This is a genomic window from Methylobacterium sp. OAE515 (assembly GCF_041806315.1).
Classification (GTDB): Bacteria; Pseudomonadota; Alphaproteobacteria; order Rhizobiales; family Beijerinckiaceae; genus Methylobacterium; species Methylobacterium tardum.
Genome location: NZ_JBGMUV010000001.1, coordinates 4014735 through 4031849, shown reverse-complemented (window position 1 = coordinate 4031849; position 17115 = coordinate 4014735). Strand labels below are relative to the sequence as shown.

Below are 17115 nucleotides of genomic sequence, written 5' to 3'. Positions count from 1 at the left end.
AGCCGCGAGCGGCGCAAAGGTTTCTTCCCCACCCCCGCCCGTCGGCGCGCCTTAGCCCCGGCAATCCCGGATCAGCCGCCGCACGAAGCCCGCGCAGGCTTCCAGTTCGTCCCGGGTCACGTACTCGTCGGCCTTGTGGGCGCGGGCGATGGAGCCGGGGCCGATCACCACGGCGGGCACGCCGCCGAGCCGCTCGAACAGCCCGCCCTCGGTGCCGTACGAGACCTTGGCGTGGCCGTTCCGGCCGGCGAGCCGCTTGGCCAGGGTCACGATCGGCGCCTCCGGGTCGGTGTCGAGGCCCGGATAGTCGATCAGCGGCTCGACCGTCACGCCGCACGCCGCGTCGACTGCCCGCATCAGCGGCACCAGGGTGTCGGTGGCGTAGGCGATGGCCGCGGCCGCGAGCGCCCCGGCATCGTCCGCGCCGATCGCCCGGTACTCAAACGCGACGCTGCAGGTATCGGGGACGATGTTGAGGGCCGTGCCGCCCTGGACCACGCTCGACAGGCCGGTGGTGTGGGGCACGTCGTAGAGCGGGTCGCGGGCGCCGTCCCGGGCGAGCGCCTCCGCGGACAGGCGGACATGCTCGATGAAGCGGGCGGCATATTCCACCGCGTTGACCCCCTGAGGCGCCAGGGCCGAATGGCTGGCCCTGCCCCGGAAGGTGAGGCGGGCGGCCGACTTGCCCTTGTGGCCGACCACCACCTCCATCCCGGTGGGCTCGCCCACGAAGCAGCCCAGCGGGCGGGGAATGCAGGCCAGCATCCGGTCGATCAGCGGCCGCACCCCGAGGCAGCCCACTTCCTCGTCGTACGAGATCGCGAGGTGGATCGGGGTGGTGAGTTCCGCCGCCGCCATCTCGGGCAGGAGCGCGAGGCAAACCGCCAGGAACCCCTTCATATCGGAGGTGCCGCGCCCGTAGAGACGGCCCTCGGCCTCCCGCAGGATGAACGGGTCCGACGACCAGGGCTGGCCCTCGGCCGGCACCACATCGCTGTGGCCGGAGAGCACGTAGCCGGGCCGGCTCGCGAACGGACCGACGCTGACGAGGAGCGCCGCCTTTAGCCCGGTCGGGTCGACGACCCGCTCCACCACGGCGCCGTGGCGGCGGCAATAGGCCTCCACCCAGTCGATCAGCGGTAGGTTCGAGCGGGCGCTCACCGTGTCGAAGGCGACGAGCCTCTCCAGCAGCGCCACCGGATCGGGCGCATCGGAGGGCGGGGGAGCGGCGTTCCGTTCGGGCTTCGTCGGTCCGGGCTCTGACATGGTTGCTCGCGCGCGAATCGTCTCGGGGAAAGCCTGCGGCTTCTACGGGGTTTTCGGCGATCCGGGGATGCCGGGAAACACCCTGGCTGCCCGCTTGATCCCGAAAAGCGCAGGTCCCGGAACCGGAGCGGCTGCCGGAGCGTAGCTGCCGGTGACAGCCTCCTCCCCTTGAGCCCGAACCATGCACGCCGGCCCGAACACGATCCCCGCGATGGTCATCGCCGCGATCCTCATCGCCGGAATGCTGGCGAGCGGCCCGGCCGGGGCGCGCCCGCATCCCGGCCGCCACCCCGGGCCGGCCTCCGGGTCCGACATGGACCGGACCCTGGCCCGCATGGCCGCGCGCGACCGGCTCCGGGGCTGGCGGGAGAGCTGGCAGGAAACCCGGCCGCTCGCCCTGGTCTTCGCACCGGCCACCCGGGAGCGCGTCGCCGCCCCACCCTTCTCGGGCTGGGGCTACGGCGGCACGATCCCCGGCGCCGGGCCCGGATTCTGAGCCGCCGGGATGGCCCGGGCCGTGCCCGGATGCCTCGTGCGGCCCGCTTCATGATCGCCCGATGATCACGCCATGACCGACAACCCTGCCGCCGCCACCCGCCACGTCCCGCAGCTCACCCATGCGGCCGCGCTGGCCGCCCTGCAGGCGGCCGTCGCCCACGCGGAGGCGATCGGGGCGCCGGAGAACGTGGCTGTGGTGGACCAGGGCGGCAACCTGCTGGCCTTCCTGCGCATGGACGGCGCCAAGCTCCTGTCCCGCGAGAGTGCGCTGGCCAAGGCGGTGACCGCAGCCTCCAACGGCGTGCCCACAGGCCGTCTGCCCGCCGATCTTGCCGTGACCGTGGCCCTCGCCTCCGGCGGACGGCTCACCAACCTCCCGGGCGGCTTGCCGATCCTGATCGACGGCGCCTGCCTGGGCGGCATCGGCGTCGGCTCGGGAACCAGCGACCAGGACGTGGCGGTGGCCCGCGCCGCCCTGCGGGCGATCGGCGCGCAAGATTTGGATGTGCGAGATCCGAACGGGCAGGCTCGGGGCGCGGACGGCCCGGAGCCCTGATCCGCCTCGACCCCGGCCCGGCACCCTGCCATGGTGCGGCGGACTGGGCGCCGGAGACAACCCACGATGGTTCTGGATTTCCGTCTGGACGACCCGACCCCTGCGGATCCGCGCCGCCGCTGGGCCGACCTCGACCAGGCCGGGCGGGACGCCTGCTACGACAACACCCGGGCGGTGGCCGACAGCGCGCGGCAGGTGGAAGCGCGGGACGAAGCCTCGGCGGCCTACCGGGCCGCCCATCCGGCCGGCCTCGACATCGCCTACGGCGCGGGCGCCCGCAACGCCCTCGACCTCTACCCCGCGCGGGACGGAGCGGCGCCCTGCCTGGTCTTCCTTCATGGCGGCTACTGGCAGCGGGGCGCCCGGGAGCTGTTCGCCTGCTTCGCGGAAGGTCCGAACGCCGCCGGCTGGTCGGTGGCGATGATCGGCTACACCCTGGCCCCGGAGGCGAGCCTCACCCAGATCGTGGCCGAGACCGGCGCGGCCCTCGACTGGCTCGCCGCGAACGGCGCCGCGCACGGGATCCGCGGTCCCCTGATCCTGTCGGGCTGGTCGGCGGGCGGATTGCTCACCGCGATGCAACTCGCCCATCCGGCGGTCGCCGCGGGACTCGCGATCTCGGGCGTCTACGACCTCGCGCCGATCCGCCAGACCTATCTCGATGCCAAGCTCGGCCTCACGGATGCCGAGATCGCGGCGCTCTCGCCCCTGCGCCTGCCGGCAGTCGGCAAGCCCCTGTGCATCGCCTACGGCACCCGCGAGCTGCCGGCCCTGGTGCATGACGCCCGCAACCTGCACGCCCTGCGGGCGGCGGCCCACGCCCCCGGCCCCCTTCTGCCGGTGCCCGGCGCCGAGCATTTCTCGGTGCTCGACGCCCTGCGCCGGCCGGACGGGATCCTGGTCCGGGCGGCCCACGCCCTGCTGAGGGCGTGACCGGGACGAGCCCGGCCGGAGCTCGATGGGGGTCCAAAGGCGTGGCGGCCCAAGGGCGAGACTGACATCGCCGGCTGCATATTTGCAACTCTCGATAGCAATAGTGCATCGCCGGGAGCCGAACCTGTCTTGCTGAGCCTTCCGGCGCGTGCTCAGAACGTGTCTTGAGCAGGCTTGGTGGGCGCGATCTCCGGAGGCGGGCGCGATCTCCGGGAGCGGACCGGGTCCGGGGGGCGGATGCAGGCGGGCGCGCAATCGGAATTGCCTGCAGCGGCGCGTGCGGCGACGTCTCCGGCAGCTCCTATCGGTCGGACCGTGCCGCGCCGCGGGGCGCCGCGGCTGCGTGTCGTGCTGGCGGTGAGTTTCGGCGCGATCGGCTTCCTGGCAACCCTGGCGCTCGCCGCCCTGGTCAGCCGCGAGGCGAGCCGTCGGCTCGAGGCGGAGGTCGGCGGCCAGCTCGCCGAGATCGCCGGCCAGATGGCGCGCGGCCTCGACCTCGGCATGTTCGAGCGCTGGCGCGACATCCAGATCGCCGCCGCCTCAGAGAGCCTGCGCGATCCTGGGGTGGGGGCGGCCGCCAAGCGCGGCCTGATGGAGCGGCTCCAGGCGACCTACCCGGCCTACTCGATCATCGGGCTGATTGACCCGGACGGCCGGGTCGCAATGACCAGCACCGGCGCCCTGGAGGGGGCCGACGTCTCGGGCCGCGATTATTTTCGGGCCGGCCGCGAGCGGCCTTTCGTGGGCGACGTGCACCCCGCCAAGCTCCTGCAGGCGCTGCTGACCCCGGACGCTGCGAGCGGGGGCGCCACCGCCCGGGAGCCGCTTCGCCTCCTCGACGTCGCGGCCCCGGTCCGGGCCGCGGACGGGCGCGTCCTCGGGGTGCTGGCCGCCCATCTCGACTGGACCTGGGCGCGCGACATGGCGCGCATCCTCGAGAGCTCGCTGCGGGGTCATCGCCAGGGCGCCGAGATCCTGATCCTCGCCCAGGACGGAACCGTGCTCCTCGGGCCACCTGCCCTGCAGGGCGGGGCCCTGCCCCCGTCCGTGCTGACCGGCGGCCAGTCCCTCGATCCGCAGGGCACGAGCCGGGTCGGGCACTGGCCGGACGGCCCTGCCGCGTATCTCAGCGCGCGGGCATCCACGGCCGGCTACCGCGACTATCCCGGCCTCGGCTGGCAGGTGGTGGTGCGCCAGACGGCCGACCGGGCCCTGGCCTCGGTCGCGGCCCTGCGCTGGAGCATCCTGAGTGCGGGCAGCGCCGTGGCTTTGGCTTCGGCGCTGCTGGCGTGGCTGCTCGCCGGCCTGATCGCCAGGCCTCTGCGGGACCTGGCGGCCGCCGCAGGGGCGCTGGGCCGCGACCAGAAGCTGCCGCCCCTCCCCCGCTCCCTCGTGCGCGAGGGCGCGATGATCGCCGACGCTCTCGGCGCGGCGGCCGACGAGCTCGCCCGGCGCGCGGATGCCCACCGGCTGCTGGTCGATGAACTCAACCACAGAGTGAAGAACACCCTCGCCACCGTGCAGTCGATGGCGGCGCAGAGCCTGAAGAATCTCGGGGGCGGTGCCGCGGCCGGGCGCGACGCCTTCGAGGCGCGGCTCCTCGCCCTGTCGCGGGCCCACGACATCCTGACCCGCGAGAGCTGGGCGAGCGCGGACCTGCGCGGCATCGCCGATCAGGCCGCGCGCCCCTTCCTCGACCAGGCGCATCCAGGCGCGCCGACCCCGCGCATCACCCTGGACGGACCCGACCTGCGGCTGCCGCCCGAGGGGGCGCTCGCGCTCACGATGATCCTGCACGAATTGTGCACCAACGCGGTCAAGCATGGCGCCCTCTCGGTTCCGGGCGGCCGGGCAGCGCTGGCCTGGACGCTGGAGCCCGGCCCGGAAGCCCGAATCCTGCGGATGAGCTGGCACGAGCGGGGCGGCCCTCCGGTGGTCGCCCCATCGCGGGTCGGATTCGGGAGCCGCCTTCTGGAACGGGGTTTCGCGGGCCGGAACACCGCCAGCCTCGCCTACGAGACCTCAGGCCTGATCTATCGGGCGGTCTGTCCCCTGCCCCCTGCCACCCGCATGGAGGCCGGTTCGGCCCCGGCGCGGTGGATCCGGGCCGGAGGGGCCTGAGGACGGTTCCGGCGAACGCCGTCAGGGCGGTCTCCGCCGGGATGGTCCGGGTGCGTGGCCGCCGGACTTGAGAGCCCCTCTCAAACGGTCCGCGGTGCCGACATCGCCCCGGGGAGGGACTCCCGGTGATCGGGCGCCTCGCGAGGCGGTCTTAATCCCGCTGATCTGATGCTGCCGGGACCCTGTTGTGCGTGCCCGCACCAAGTATATCCGAAGACAAGGATTAAATTTTACGCTTATCGACTGTGCCTATCCGCACATAAACTCTGCGCACTCACGATTATGTTCTGGCTATCGGTCAGGGCAGGGTGTTCCCGACCAGAAGACGAACATGTGAGGAAGCGCCATGACGAAGACACGGCACCGTTTGGCCCTCGGCCTTGCTCTCCTGGCCGGCGCAGCCGCGCTGCCCCTGGCCGCCCAGGCTGGCGAGGGCGGCGGCGGAAGCCGCCAGGCCGCGGGGGGCGGCCATATGAGTTCCTACATCAGCGATCCCCATCACGATCCGCGCTCGCTGCACTCGCAGCGCCTCGGCACCGGGCAGATCCTCGGCGCCCCGATGGTTCACGAGCGGGCCGGAGCCCTGGTCGCGCGCCGCCGCGTGGTCGATCCGCATTGGGCCTCCGGGTCCGCCGAGCGCCACCGGGGCCGCCGCTGAGATCCGCCGCCCGCCCGGATGGGGCTCCCGGTCTCCAGCCGGGCGGCCGGGCGCGACGGCCCCTGCCATCCGGACCGGCCGGCGGCGCGACCGACCGCGCGGGCTGCGCACCGCGCCTCTCTCCGACTTCTCGTTTCGTCCAGCGTCAGGGATTCCTTCATGAACAGCCTCATCCAGGGCATCGCGACCTTCCAGGGCAGCGTCTTCCCCGGCCAGCGCCAGATGTACCGGCAGCTCGTGCGGGACGGTCAGCACCCGAGCGCGCTGATCATCGCCTGCGCGGATTCCCGCGTCGCGCCCGAGCACATCACCCAGGCGGGTCCCGGTGAGCTGTTCGTCTGCCGCAACGCCGGCAACATCGTGCCCCCGGCCTCCGACATGGTCGGCGGCGTCTCCTCGGCGATCGAGTACGCCGTCGTGGCGCTCGGCGTGCGCGACATCGTCGTCTGCGGCCATTCTGATTGCGGCGCCATGAAAGGCCTGATGAACCGGGACCTGCTCAAGCGGATGCCGAGCGTTGCGGCCTGGCTGCGCCACGCCGCCGCCGCCGAGCGGATCGTCTGCGAGGCCTATCCTGAGGGGATGGACGCGAAGGACCGCCACCACGCCCTGGCCCTGGAGAACGTCGTGGTGCAGCTGGCCAACCTGCGCACCCATCCGAGCGTCGCGGCCGCCCTCGCCAAGGGCGCCCTGCGCCTGCACGGCTGGTTCTTCGAGATCGAGACTGGCGAACTCCTGGCCTATGACGGCGCGCGCGGCCGCTTCCGGCCGATCGCCGAGGCCGACATGCCGGTGGCGGAGACGTCACACGCCGGCAGCCGTCTGCGGGCCGCGTGAGCGGCGCGGCCTTCAAGATCGGTTAATCCTGAATCTTTGCACGCCCTTAACGCGGGACCACCAGACTCGCCCCGTCGGCCGGTCCGCCGCGCGGGCCTGGTTCGGCGGATCAGTTTCGGCAGGAGCTTCGTCGATGCTCAGGTTCCTCGCGGCCCCGGCCGCCTGCCTGGCCCTGTGCGGCGTCGCCACCGCGCAGGACATGCCCGGACTTGCGACCTTGAGCCCGCCCGATCTGGCGCAGTCAACCCTCACACCGGCCCTCACGCCGGGCGTCGCGTCCGGGCCGGCGAGCCCGGAGGCCGGACGGGCGAGCGTCGCCAGCCTGACGCTGCGCGGCGGCGATCCGGGCCCGGCGCGGATCGCCGATCTGAAGACCTCGCCCGGTCCGGTGAAGCCCTGGTGCGCCCAGGAGCGCCGGGTCGGAACCGGAGCGGGCTTCTGCTTGGTCAATTGAGGCGGCCGGCCCGGAAGGCTAAGGCTCGCGGCTCACGAGGCCGCGTAGACCGAGACCTCGTCGAAGGTCTCGTCCGGCCCCGGCGCGTAATCCAGGGACGCGGCGAGCAGAACCAGCACGGCTGCCGCGATCGCCACCGCGGCGAGCAGCCGCGTGAGGATTGCGGCATGCGCGCGGGCGGCATGAATCACCGCGCAGCCGAGCACGAAGGCGCAGGCCTGCGCGGCCGGGCTCACCAGGGCCGCCGTCACCGCCCGTCCCCGGAGCACCGATCCCGGTCGATCCTGCCGACGCCGTCCATGACATGCCCTCCCCGGCCGCGACGGACCACGCCCGCCCGCTGCGGCCGGCACGATGCAGGCTTTCCGGACGCGCTCGACCTCAATATGGGGGATGCCCCCGTCCAGCTGGCACAGCGTCACGCTTTCGTGACCGGCCCGCCGCAGCTCACGCCGGCGACGGACCCGGCCCCGCCAGCGCGTAGGTGGCCTCGCCGACACGGCACAACGGGCCGCCGGGGCCCGTCCGCTTCCACAGGCGGGTGTTGAGCGCTGCGACCGGATCCCGGCCCGGCAGGGTGAAGCCCTGCTTCAGGAGGACCTCCAGGATCTCGGCGGCATGCAGCGGCCGGCCCGCTTGCGCGATTGCCCGACAGGCCGCCTGCACCACGGCCCGGCCGTAGCGGCGGGCCCCGGCGGCATCGTCCGTGAAGGCGACCGGCGGCGGGATCGCCCCGGGTGGCCCGTCATCTTCGGACTCGGTCCGGGCGTGAGCTTCGGGCCACGCCTGGGGCCACGCCTCCGACAGAACGGCCGACGGGCGTTCGGAGCTCCGAACCGGAGGCGCAGCCCGCGGAACCGGCACCGGGTCGTCCGCGGGATCGGATCGCCCGACCGCGGCCTGATCGGGGACCCGGCTTGGGTCCGGACTTGGAGGCCGACTTGGAAGCTGACTTGGAAGCCGACTTGGGGCCGGCGCGGCCTCGCGCGGGTCGTCCGAGCGGGCAGGCCGGGGTGCCGGGTCGAGGATCATCCCGGCGGCACCCAGGCGGCGGCCGAGCTCCAGGTAGAGCACGAGATCGGCGATCTCCCGATCGAGTGCCTCACGCTGGCGTCGCAGGGCGGCGAGCCGCGCCGTGATCTCGGATTCCGACAGGCCCACGCTGTGTTCCCTCCCCCCGGTGAGAACGTCTAGTGTGTTCCGTCGCGGTAGGGAACGGCCAGCCGCGATCTTCCTTGTCCTTACTGAGCGAAAATATCTTATTCCCTCAGGTCATTCCGAGTTTACGTTCCCTGTCGCCGGATCCGTGTTCCCTTCCCTGCCGGGCGCGGCGGCACCAGCAGCGCTCCCGGATCGGCCGGATGGAGCGTCAGCCCACCGTCGTCGAGCACCAGGGGCAGGCGCGGGAAGACCTCGCGCAGATGGGCGAGATCCGCCTTGAACGCCTGCCGGAAGCTGCGGATCGACGCGTTCTCGGCTCCGAACTGCGCGTGTAGGTTGGTCCAGGTCAGCCGCAGCGGGCGCTGCAGCGACCGCAGCCGGTAACCGGTCCAGAACAGCAGGTCGAGCTTGCGCGCCGAGCCCGAGAAGGCCCGGGCCGCCCGCACGTCCACCGGCAGGGCGTGTCGGATCAGGGTCTCGTAGAATTCGGGGTCGAAGCGCACCGTGCGCCCCGCCTCGTCGTCGCCCTCCCCGGCCCGGGGGCGCCACAATTCCAGGCTGCGGAATGGCGGGACGTTGAGGGTGGTGGCGCTGTCGCGCCCGTCCCACAGGCCGATCTGCATGGTACAGGCGGCCAGCCGGTTCAGCTGCTCCTTGAATTGCCGGATGGTGCCGCGCTCGCCGCCGGTGACCGCGAAGCCCATCTCGCGCATGAAGCCCGACAGGGTCTCGGCGACCTTCACGGTGGGGCTGCGCTGGCGTACGGCCTCGGTGCAGAGGTGGAGCAGCACCAGCCGGGCTTTGGGCCCGTAGGGCAGCCCCTGCGGCGCGAAGGCGCCGGTCTCCGGATCCTTGATCCGGCCGGCGATCAGGCTGAGCGAGTTGCGCCCGTAGGTGCGGGTGAACTCGCGCACCGGCCCGGGATCGCGGTAGGGCAGGCCGCACAGGGCCAGCACCGAGTGGATGTGCTGAAGGCTCGACGGCAGCGCCGGCTCGCTCTCGATCACGAGGCGCACCGCGTCACGGCGGCGCTGGTCGCGCGAGAGCCCGGCGCGGCGGCTCTCCTCCTCACCGAGGAGCGCGGCCTGGGCGTCGCGCTCGCGCTGACGATGCAGCACATGCTCGACGATCTGCGCGAACAGGAAGCCGCCGCGCGCCGCCTCGATCTCCGCCCGCAAGTCCGGGTCGTGGATCCCGGCGATCTTCTCCTCGATGCTCATCGCCCCTCGGCCCGCGTCAGACGGGGTTCCCTCCGGCGAACGGGAGGGCGGCCCGATCCTGCCATGCCACGATTCGGCCACCGGGATCCCGGCCCGGTCCGGCTTGTCCCGGCAATCCACGCTTCCCCAGGCAGGGTGTGCGGCCGGCACAGGAGGCCGCCTGCGCAGAGTTGCATACGGGCCACCGCGCCCGGTTCGACCCGCGCAGAGTCCGATACGCCAGGATCCGCCCGTTCCGTCCCCGTTATCCACCGCGTCAAGCCGGAATCCGCGCCGAGTCCGATACGCGACCGCGCAGACTCCGATACGCCGACCCGCCGACCCCACGCAGATTCCGATACGCCGCCACGCAGAGTTGGATGCACCATCGCGCAGAATGGGATACGGAAAACCCGATCAAACCATTGAACTACAAAGCGAATCCGACACACCATATAACCTGCTGAACTGACTCTCTGAAAGACTCTTCTAGATAGTTTTCCTAGCGCGGACAGACCTGTTCGTTCTGACGAACGAACGCCGGACGCGTCGGCGTGCACATGGTTGGAAGGGAATATCCAGGATTTTTCCACATTCCGAGCCGCGTCGCGGGGCCGATCGGCAGGGCTGTCTCGGACCGTGTCAGGTCGGTCCGTGCGGATCCGGCTTGACGCGGACCATGCCGCCCGGTTTGTCGGGACTTCCCGACAGGCCCGCCAGAGAAGGCCGTGCCGATGCCCCGCTTCCCGATCGCGCTTCGATGACCGACCGCCGCAACGACGGACGCCCGCCGCAGGGCCGGCCGCCCGGCCCACACCGGCCGGGCTCACGGCCCGGACACCGGCCCTTTTCGGCGGGTCCCCGGCGGGACGCCGGCGGCCGAGCCGGAAACCAAGCCGGCGCCGACGGATCCGCCGTGCTCTACGGCTGGCATCCGGTGGTGCAGGCCCTGGGCAACGCCGCGCGCGGGCTGCACCGCCTGCTGGCCACCGAGAATGCGGCGACGCGGCTCGAGGCGGAGTTCGGCGGCGCCCTGCGGATCACCCCCGAACTGGTGCGGCCGAGCGAGATCGGCCGGCTGCTCGGGCCCGACGCGGTCCACCAGGGCCTGTATCTCGAGGCGGAGGCCCTGCCCGCCCCCGGCCTCGACGACCTGCCCGCCGACGCCCTGCTGCTGGCGCTCGACCAGATCACCGACCCGCACAATGTCGGGGCGATCGTGCGCACCGCCGCGGCCTTCGGGGTGGCGGGGATCGTCACCACGGCACGGCACGCACCGGGCGCCACCGGGGTCCTGGCGAAATCCGCCTCCGGCGGCCTTGAGCACGTGCCGTTCGTGACCGTCCGGAACCTCGCCGAGGCGCTGATCGCCTTGGGCGAGCGTGGCTTCACGCGGGTCGGTCTCGACTCCGATGCGCCCGAAAGCCTCGACGCGCTGACGGTCGCCCGGCCGCTGGTGATCGTGCTGGGTGCCGAGGGCAAGGGCCTGCGCGAGCGCACCCGGAGCTGCTGCGACGTCCTGGCCCGGATCCCGTTCTCGGGGGCGATCCGCAGCCTCAACGTCTCGAACGCGGCGGCCATCACCCTCTACGCCCTGGGCCGGATTCCGGCTTGAGGCGGCGTCCGGGACACAATCCTCGGTCAATGCCGGGTGCCTGTCTGCCGCCCGGATACATCCGGAAACACGCAAGCGGCAGCGGAGGTGGTCGCTCTACCTAGTCAATATCTGCAACCTGCCGTAGAGTGACTGGCGAGGGGGGCGTAGCCTTGCGGGCGTGCGCCGGATGCTGGACGATACATTGACCTACGGGGGCTGGGCTTTGAGCCTGTTCGCCCTCCTGGTGTGGGTGTGGCTCGCCCGGCGGGCCTTCCCGAACTTCGACGCCTTCGTGAAGGGGTTCGACGACGAGTTGCATCTGGGTGCCAGCCCGGAGGAGCGCGCGCGCAGCGCCCGCTGGTATCAGGTCCGGCAGGCCGCCGTGGCCCTGACCGCCGTCGCCGCCCTGTGCCTGTCGATCGGCTTCGCGATCCCCGACTGATCGGACTGCTCCGGGACCCGCGCGCTCAGCCGCCGGGATGGATCTGCGCGACGATCGCGCCCTCCGCGGCGACCCAGATCCGGTCCCGCCTGGCGGTTCCTGCCCTCGCCTCTATCCCTGTTCCGGCGGCCGGGGGTGATGTACCGGGTCCCCACGAGCGCCCCGGGAGGATCCGGGGCGCGGAGGACGAGAGCCCACCGTGCCATCCACCGTCGACATCCCGGCCGCCCTCTCTCCGGGGGACGCACGGCCGCGCGTCTCCGATATCGCGGCCCGTCTGGAGCGGCTGCCCATGTCGGGCTACCAGCGCAGGATCTTCGCGATCATCGCCTCCGCGTGGCTCGTCGACCAGATCGACGTGGCGCTCCTGACCTTCCTGCTCGGCTCGATCGTGGTGGCGTTCGGCCTGACCCCCACGGAGGCCGGCCAGCTCGCCGCCATGACCTTCGCGGGCCAGCTCGTGGGCAACATCCTGGCCGGCACCGCCTCGGACCGGTTCGGCCGCAAGGCGGTGTTCCAGGTGACCATGGTGGTCTGGGGCTTGGCGAGCCTCGCGGCGGCGGCGTCCTGGAGCCTGCCCGTGCTGATGGCCTGCCGGTTCCTGATCGGGGTCGGGGTCGGCGGCGAGGCCCCGGTGGCCCAGGCCATGGTCTCGGAGATCGTCCCCGCCTCCGTGCGCGGCAAGTACATCGCGATCATGGAGGGGTTCTGGGCGGTGGGCTACGTCCTGTCGGGGGCGATCAGCTTCTTCGTGCTGCCCTATCTCGGCTGGCGCTGGGCCTTCGTGGTGGTGGGGCTGCTGTCGCTGGTGGTGCTGGCGGTCCGCCGGTCCATGCCGGAATCGCCCCGCTGGCTCGCCGAGGCCGGACGCGGAGCGGAGGCGGAGGCCGTGATGGCCACGATGGAGCGCGCCGTGGAACGCGCCACCGGCCGGCCCCTGCCCCCGGTCGCCGCCACGATGGCCGCGGCCGCGGTGAGGCCCGCCCCGCGGCTCGGCGCCGTCGCGACCCTGTTCGCGCCCGAATATCGGCTGCGCACCGTGATGGCGTTCGGCCTGTGGTTCTTCGCGCTGATCGGCTTCTTCGGGCTCAATTCCTGGATCGCCGTGCTGCTCAAGGAGCGCGGCTTCTCGATCGTCGGCTCGGTGGGCTTCGTCACCCTGATCACGCTCGGCGGCATCCCGGGCTTCGCGGCGGCGGCGCTGCTGCTCGAGCGGGCCGGCCGCAAGCCCACCACCGCCCTGTTCTTGGTCTGCGCGGCGGCTTCGGCCTACCTCTACGGCAATGCCGGCGGCGATGCGGTGCTGACCGTCGCGGGGGTCGCGGTGACGTGGCTGTTCGTCGCCGGCTTCGTCATGCAGTTCTTCATGTTCGGCATGTGGAGCTGCCTCTACGCCTACACGCCGGAACTGTACCCGACCCGGGCCAGGGCCACGGGTGCCGGATTCGCCTCGGCCTTCGGGCGGATCGGCGCGATCCTGGGGCCGATGATCGTGCCGGTGCTGGTGCGCGATCACGGCCCGGCCACGGCCTTCCAGGTCGGCGCGGGCGGCTTCCTGATCGCCGCCCTGCTGGTCCTGATCCTCGGTGTCGAGACCCGCGGCAAGGTGCTGGAGGCCGTCTCGCACTGATGGTGGCCGGCTTCACGCGGTCGGGCCGAACGGCTCCAAAGTCTTGAGCCGAAGAAAACTGGTTTCGAAAGGTCCGGGACCTTTCGTGGGAGCAGGGCAAAGCCCTGCCCGTCGGGGCTCCGCCCCGAGACCCCGCCAAAGGGCCCGGCCCTTTGGAAACCTGGGACTTTTTAAAACCCCGGACTTGCCGGTACACACCGGACGATCCCCCCAGCCTCACTGGAGAGTCGCAAGAAAATGCCCGTCGTGGACATGCGCAGCCGGCCGACCTTCCTGCACCGGTTCTTCGGCGCCGAGCCCGACACGCCGGAATTCGGCGTCGCCCGCTGGCTGAACGCCCGGGTCGGCAGCCGGGAGGTGGAGCACTTCACCCGCGGCACGACGATCGCGGGCTTCCGCGCCGAGATGGACGGCGCCGGCATCGACGTCGCCGTCATGGTCGCCCGCTCGGTGCCGGGCGTGCGGATCACCAACGACGCGCTGGCGGAGGCCGCCCGGCACGACCCGAAGCGCCTGATCGGCATCGCCTCGGTGGATCCGGTGAAGCTCGGCCGCAAGGCCGCGGTCGCGGAGGCGCGGCGCGCCGTGACCGAGCTCGGCTTCAAGGGCATCAACCTCGATGCCGGCTTCTACCGCGAGGCCATGACGGCCGACGACGAGCGCCTGATGCCGCTCTACGAACTGTGCCAGGATCTCAAGGTCCCGGCCTTCGTGATGTCGGGGCCGACGACGCCGGACCTGCGCCTCAACGACCCGCTCGCGGTCGACCGGGTCGCCCGGACCTTCCCGAAGCTGCCGATCGTGTGCTGCCACGGGTTCTACCCGCGCGTCGCCGACATGGTGACGGTGGCGTTCCGCAACGAGAACGTTTTCGTCTCGCCGGACATGTACACGTTCGCGCCGGGCGGCGGCCTCTACGTCGAGGCGGCGAACGGGTTCATGAAGGACCAGTTCCTGTTCGGCTCCTCGTTCCCGTTCCGCCCGATGGGCCAGGGCGTCGCGGATTTCCGCGGCCTGGGCCTGTGCGAGGAGGCCCTGGACGCCGCCCTCTGGCGCAACGCCGACCGGCTCCTCGGGCTCGGCCTCGCCGCGTAGGGACAGTCCGGTTTCGAAAGGCCGAGACCTTTCGCGGGCGCGGCCCGGATGTCGGGGCGCCCCCCGACACCCCGCCGAAGGGCCGAGCCCTCCGGAAATCCCGTCCTCAGGCCGCCCGGACCTGGGCCAGGAAATCCTCCACCGCGCCGCGCAGGTCGCCCGCCTGCCGGGAGAGGTCGCCGGCCGCCTGAAGCACCTGGGCCGAGCCCTGGCTCGCCGTGCCGGCCGCCGCGCCGACGCCCGCCATGTGCTTCGAGACCCCGCCGGTGTCCTGCGAGGTCTGTGCGGTGGTCCGGGCGATCTCCGCGGTCGCGGCGCCCTGCTGCTCGATCCTGGCGGCGATCTCGGCGCCGATCCGCGCCAGGGTGCGGATCACCTCGGTGATGCCGCCGATGGACCGGACCGAGGCCTCCGTCGATCCGGTGATCTCCGCGACCTTGGCGGCGATCTCCTCGGTGGCCCGGGCCGTCTGCTCGGCGAGGTGCTTCACCTCGGCGGCCACCACCGCGAAGCCGCGGCCGGCCTCGCCCGCGCGCGCCGCCTCGATGGTGGCGTTGAGCGCCAGAAGGTTCGTCTGGCCGGCGATCTGCGAGATCATCGCGACGATCTCCCCGATGCTGCCGGCGGCCTGGGCGAGGCGGTGCACCTCCCCGGCCATCCCGTCCGCATCCCGGGTCGCCGCGGCGGCGAGGTCGGCCGAGGCCCCGACCTGCACGCCGATCTCCCGCACCGAGGCGGTGAGCTCCTCGGTGGCCGCCGCCACCGTGTCGGCCGAGCGCGCGGCGGAATCCGCGGAGTCTGCGACCGTGCGGCTGAGATCGGTCGTGTCCTGCGCGGCCCGGGCCATGCCGTGCGCGGCGGCCTCCAGCCGTCCGGCCGCCGCCGAGACCGCCGCCACGATGCTGCCGACCTGGCGCTCGAAGCTGTCGGCGAGGCCGCGGGCGGCCGCCTGCTGGGCGGCGCGGGTCTCGGCGGCGAGCCGCTCCTGCGCGGCCCGGGCCGCCCGGCGCTCGGCGACACTGTCGCGGAAGGCGAGCGCGGCGGCGGCGATCGCCCGGACTTCGCGCGGGCCGCCGGACGGGATCGCCAGATCCTCCGTCCCCGCGTCGCGGCCGATCGCGGTCAGCACCCGCGCCATCCGGGTCAGCGGCCGGGCGATCGCGGTGCCGAGCCAGGCCGCGAGGCCGGCCGAGAGCGCGAACAGGACGAGCCCTCCGGCGATCCAGAGGGTCAGCATCCGGTCGGCCCGCGCGCGCACCGCGCCGGCGGCCGCCACGAGGTCGGTGGTCAGCCGGTCCTCCACGCCCTTCAAGGCGTCGATCCGCTGCGTGGCGAGACGGAACCAGGCGGGTGCGTCGCGGAAGGCCAGTGGCGTCCCCGGCATCGTTGCGTGCACGCCCTCGCGCAGGCGCGCCACCGCCCGGGCCGGCTCGGTCGCCTCGGCGTCGTCGAGCAGGGCCGCCTGTCCGGCCTCGGCCCCGGCCCGGAACAGGGCGGCATGGGTCGCCTGCTCGGCCGAGAGCGTGACGAGCCGGCGCGCGGCCGCGAGGTCCAGGCTGCCGGACGCGAAGGCGGCCGAGACGGCGGCTCGCTCCTGGCCCGCGGCCTCCTTGAGCGCCAGGAAGGCCGCATAGGCGTTCGCCCGGGCGGCGAGGCCGGCCTCGTCGATCACCCCGCCCATCGCCCGCACCAGGCCCAGCCCCTCGCCGATCAGACCGGTGTAGAAGGCGGCCGCCTGCGGCGCGCTCGGGCCGAGCGCATCGATGGCCCGGCGCTGCGCCGCGAACCCGGTCAGCGCCGTGGTGAACCCCCTGCCGCGGGCCGCGAAGACCGGGCCGAAGCCGGTCGCGCCCGCCATGGCCTCGGGCAGGCCGGCCAGCGCCGCGTCGGTGCGCCCGCGCTGGGCCGCCAGCTCCGGCCCGAACTGCGCACCCTTCGCGCCCAGGAACAGGCTGGAGGCGCCGCGCTCGCGCTGGGCCTCGTGCACGAAGGCGCTGATCCGCGAGGCGAGGTCGACCAGGCTCTCGACCCGGTCCATCTCGGCCCGCCGCGCCCACTGGTCCGATACCGCGAGGCCCGCCGCCCCCGCGAAGGCGAGGCACGGGGCGAGCGCCACCGCCAGGATGCGGGCGCGGAGCGAGGCGAGGATCGGCATCGGTGGATCTGGAAGTGTCCGAAAGGAGACATTTCACCATCCGGCCAAGTCTTAAAGAACCCGTTATAGGTTTGCCGCCGTCGCCGGCCCGATCTGCCCAATCAAGCGGCGTCGTGGACGGTCTCTGCCTGATCGGCGTGCAGGTCCCCCCAGGTCTTCAGGGCGCGGATGACCGGTTCCAGGGAGCGCCCGCGCGCCGTCAGGCTGTATTCGACCTTGGGCGGGACTTGCGCGTAGACCGTCCGGGTGATCAGGCCGTCCGCCTCCATTTCGCGCAGCTGGTTCGTGAGCATGCGCTGGGTCACGCTGGTCAGCCGCCGGCGGATCTCGTTGAACCGCAGAGTCCCCTCCAGCAGGTGATAGAGGATCACGCCCTTCCACTTGCCGTCGATGAACCGGAGGGTCGCCTCGACGGCGCAGCCGGGGCTGCAGGCGCCGGCGTGATGGCGGGTGCGCGGCATGGCGATGTCTCCGACGGTATCGTTTTTGGCACTATCGGCGTTTTATGTGCGT

The 17115-nt window shown here is 72.6% G+C and carries 17 protein-coding genes; 11 read left to right on the top strand and 6 right to left on the bottom strand.

Going from position 1 to position 17115, the window contains the following annotated elements; genetic code table 11:
• Nucleotides 1-51 precede the first annotated feature (51 nt).
• Nucleotides 52-1266: an acetylornithine deacetylase gene (gene argE / locus ABIE45_RS19690; RefSeq protein ID WP_192711300.1), complete on the bottom strand. Its 1215-nt coding sequence runs from the start codon at nt 1264-1266 to the stop codon at nt 52-54.
• A 181-nt stretch (nt 1267-1447) separates the two neighbouring features.
• On the opposite strand from argE, the gene ABIE45_RS19685 reads away from it, so the two are divergent.
• The 7 genes from ABIE45_RS19685 (at nt 1448) to ABIE45_RS19655 (ending at nt 7323) form a co-directional block, all read left to right on the top strand.
• Entirely contained in the window at nt 1448-1762 is a 315-nt protein-coding gene (locus ABIE45_RS19685) for a hypothetical protein (RefSeq protein ID WP_192711299.1), read from the top strand.
• Between the two features lie 72 nt (nt 1763-1834).
• Nucleotides 1835-2320 carry a heme-binding protein gene (locus ABIE45_RS19680; protein WP_192711298.1) on the top strand — a complete coding sequence of 162 codons (486 nt, stop codon included), beginning with the start codon at nt 1835-1837 and terminating at the stop codon, nt 2318-2320.
• A gap of 66 nt (nt 2321-2386) precedes the next feature.
• Nucleotides 2387-3253, top strand: coding sequence for an alpha/beta hydrolase (locus ABIE45_RS19675; RefSeq protein ID WP_192711297.1), 867 nt, complete (start codon nt 2387-2389; stop codon nt 3251-3253).
• A 348-nt stretch (nt 3254-3601) separates the two neighbouring features.
• Nucleotides 3602-5374: a sensor histidine kinase gene (locus ABIE45_RS19670; RefSeq protein WP_373622489.1), complete on the top strand. Its 1773-nt coding sequence runs from the start codon at nt 3602-3604 to the stop codon at nt 5372-5374.
• 346 nt (nt 5375-5720) lie between these two features.
• Nucleotides 5721-6032, top strand: a complete 312-nt coding sequence (locus ABIE45_RS19665) for a hypothetical protein (RefSeq protein ID WP_192711296.1) — start codon at nt 5721-5723, stop codon at nt 6030-6032.
• A 159-nt stretch (nt 6033-6191) separates the two neighbouring features.
• Nucleotides 6192-6869 (top strand): carbonic anhydrase, encoded by a 678-nt coding sequence (locus tag ABIE45_RS19660; protein WP_192711295.1) that lies wholly within the window; start codon nt 6192-6194, stop codon nt 6867-6869.
• 133 nt (nt 6870-7002) lie between these two features.
• Entirely contained in the window at nt 7003-7323 is a 321-nt protein-coding gene (locus tag ABIE45_RS19655; RefSeq protein WP_192711294.1) for a hypothetical protein, read from the top strand.
• A 32-nt stretch (nt 7324-7355) separates the two neighbouring features.
• Here the strand turns inward: ABIE45_RS19655 and ABIE45_RS19650 are convergent, their stop codons facing one another.
• The 3 genes from ABIE45_RS19650 to ABIE45_RS19640 form a co-directional block, all read right to left on the bottom strand.
• The gene (locus ABIE45_RS19650; RefSeq protein ID WP_238198977.1) at nt 7356-7592 is read right to left on the bottom strand and encodes a hypothetical protein; all 237 of its coding nucleotides are present in this window, start codon (nt 7590-7592) and stop codon (nt 7356-7358) included.
• 178 nt (nt 7593-7770) lie between these two features.
• Complete coding sequence (locus tag ABIE45_RS19645; RefSeq protein WP_192711293.1) at nt 7771-8484, bottom strand: winged helix-turn-helix domain-containing protein; 714 nt, start codon at nt 8482-8484, stop codon at nt 7771-7773.
• Nucleotides 8485-8606: 122 nt separating this feature from the next.
• A complete protein-coding gene (locus ABIE45_RS19640) occupies nt 8607-9704 on the bottom strand; it encodes a replication protein RepA (RefSeq protein WP_192711292.1) in 1098 nt (365 codons plus the stop codon).
• Nucleotides 9705-10443: 739 nt separating this feature from the next.
• Here ABIE45_RS19640 and ABIE45_RS19635 point away from each other — a divergent pair.
• From ABIE45_RS19635 to ABIE45_RS19620, 4 genes are all read left to right on the top strand, one after another.
• A complete protein-coding gene (locus tag ABIE45_RS19635; RefSeq protein ID WP_192711291.1) occupies nt 10444-11298 on the top strand; it encodes an RNA methyltransferase in 855 nt (284 codons plus the stop codon).
• Nucleotides 11299-11467: 169 nt separating this feature from the next.
• On the top strand, nt 11468-11722 hold the full coding sequence (locus ABIE45_RS19630; RefSeq protein WP_192711290.1) for a hypothetical protein: 255 nt from the start codon (nt 11468-11470) through the stop codon (nt 11720-11722).
• A gap of 199 nt (nt 11723-11921) precedes the next feature.
• Nucleotides 11922-13352, top strand: coding sequence for an MFS transporter (locus ABIE45_RS19625; RefSeq protein ID WP_373622486.1), 1431 nt, complete (start codon nt 11922-11924; stop codon nt 13350-13352).
• A gap of 237 nt (nt 13353-13589) precedes the next feature.
• A complete protein-coding gene (locus tag ABIE45_RS19620) occupies nt 13590-14447 on the top strand; it encodes an amidohydrolase family protein (protein WP_192711289.1) in 858 nt (285 codons plus the stop codon).
• 106 nt (nt 14448-14553) lie between these two features.
• Here the strand turns inward: ABIE45_RS19620 and ABIE45_RS19615 are convergent, their stop codons facing one another.
• Both ABIE45_RS19615 and ABIE45_RS19610 read right to left on the bottom strand, forming a co-directional pair.
• Entirely contained in the window at nt 14554-16602 is a 2049-nt protein-coding gene (locus tag ABIE45_RS19615) for a nitrate- and nitrite sensing domain-containing protein (RefSeq protein ID WP_192711288.1), read from the bottom strand.
• A gap of 101 nt (nt 16603-16703) precedes the next feature.
• Nucleotides 16704-17063, bottom strand: coding sequence for a helix-turn-helix domain-containing protein (locus ABIE45_RS19610; RefSeq protein WP_192711287.1), 360 nt, complete (start codon nt 17061-17063; stop codon nt 16704-16706).
• Between the last annotated feature and the right edge of the window lie 52 nt (nt 17064-17115).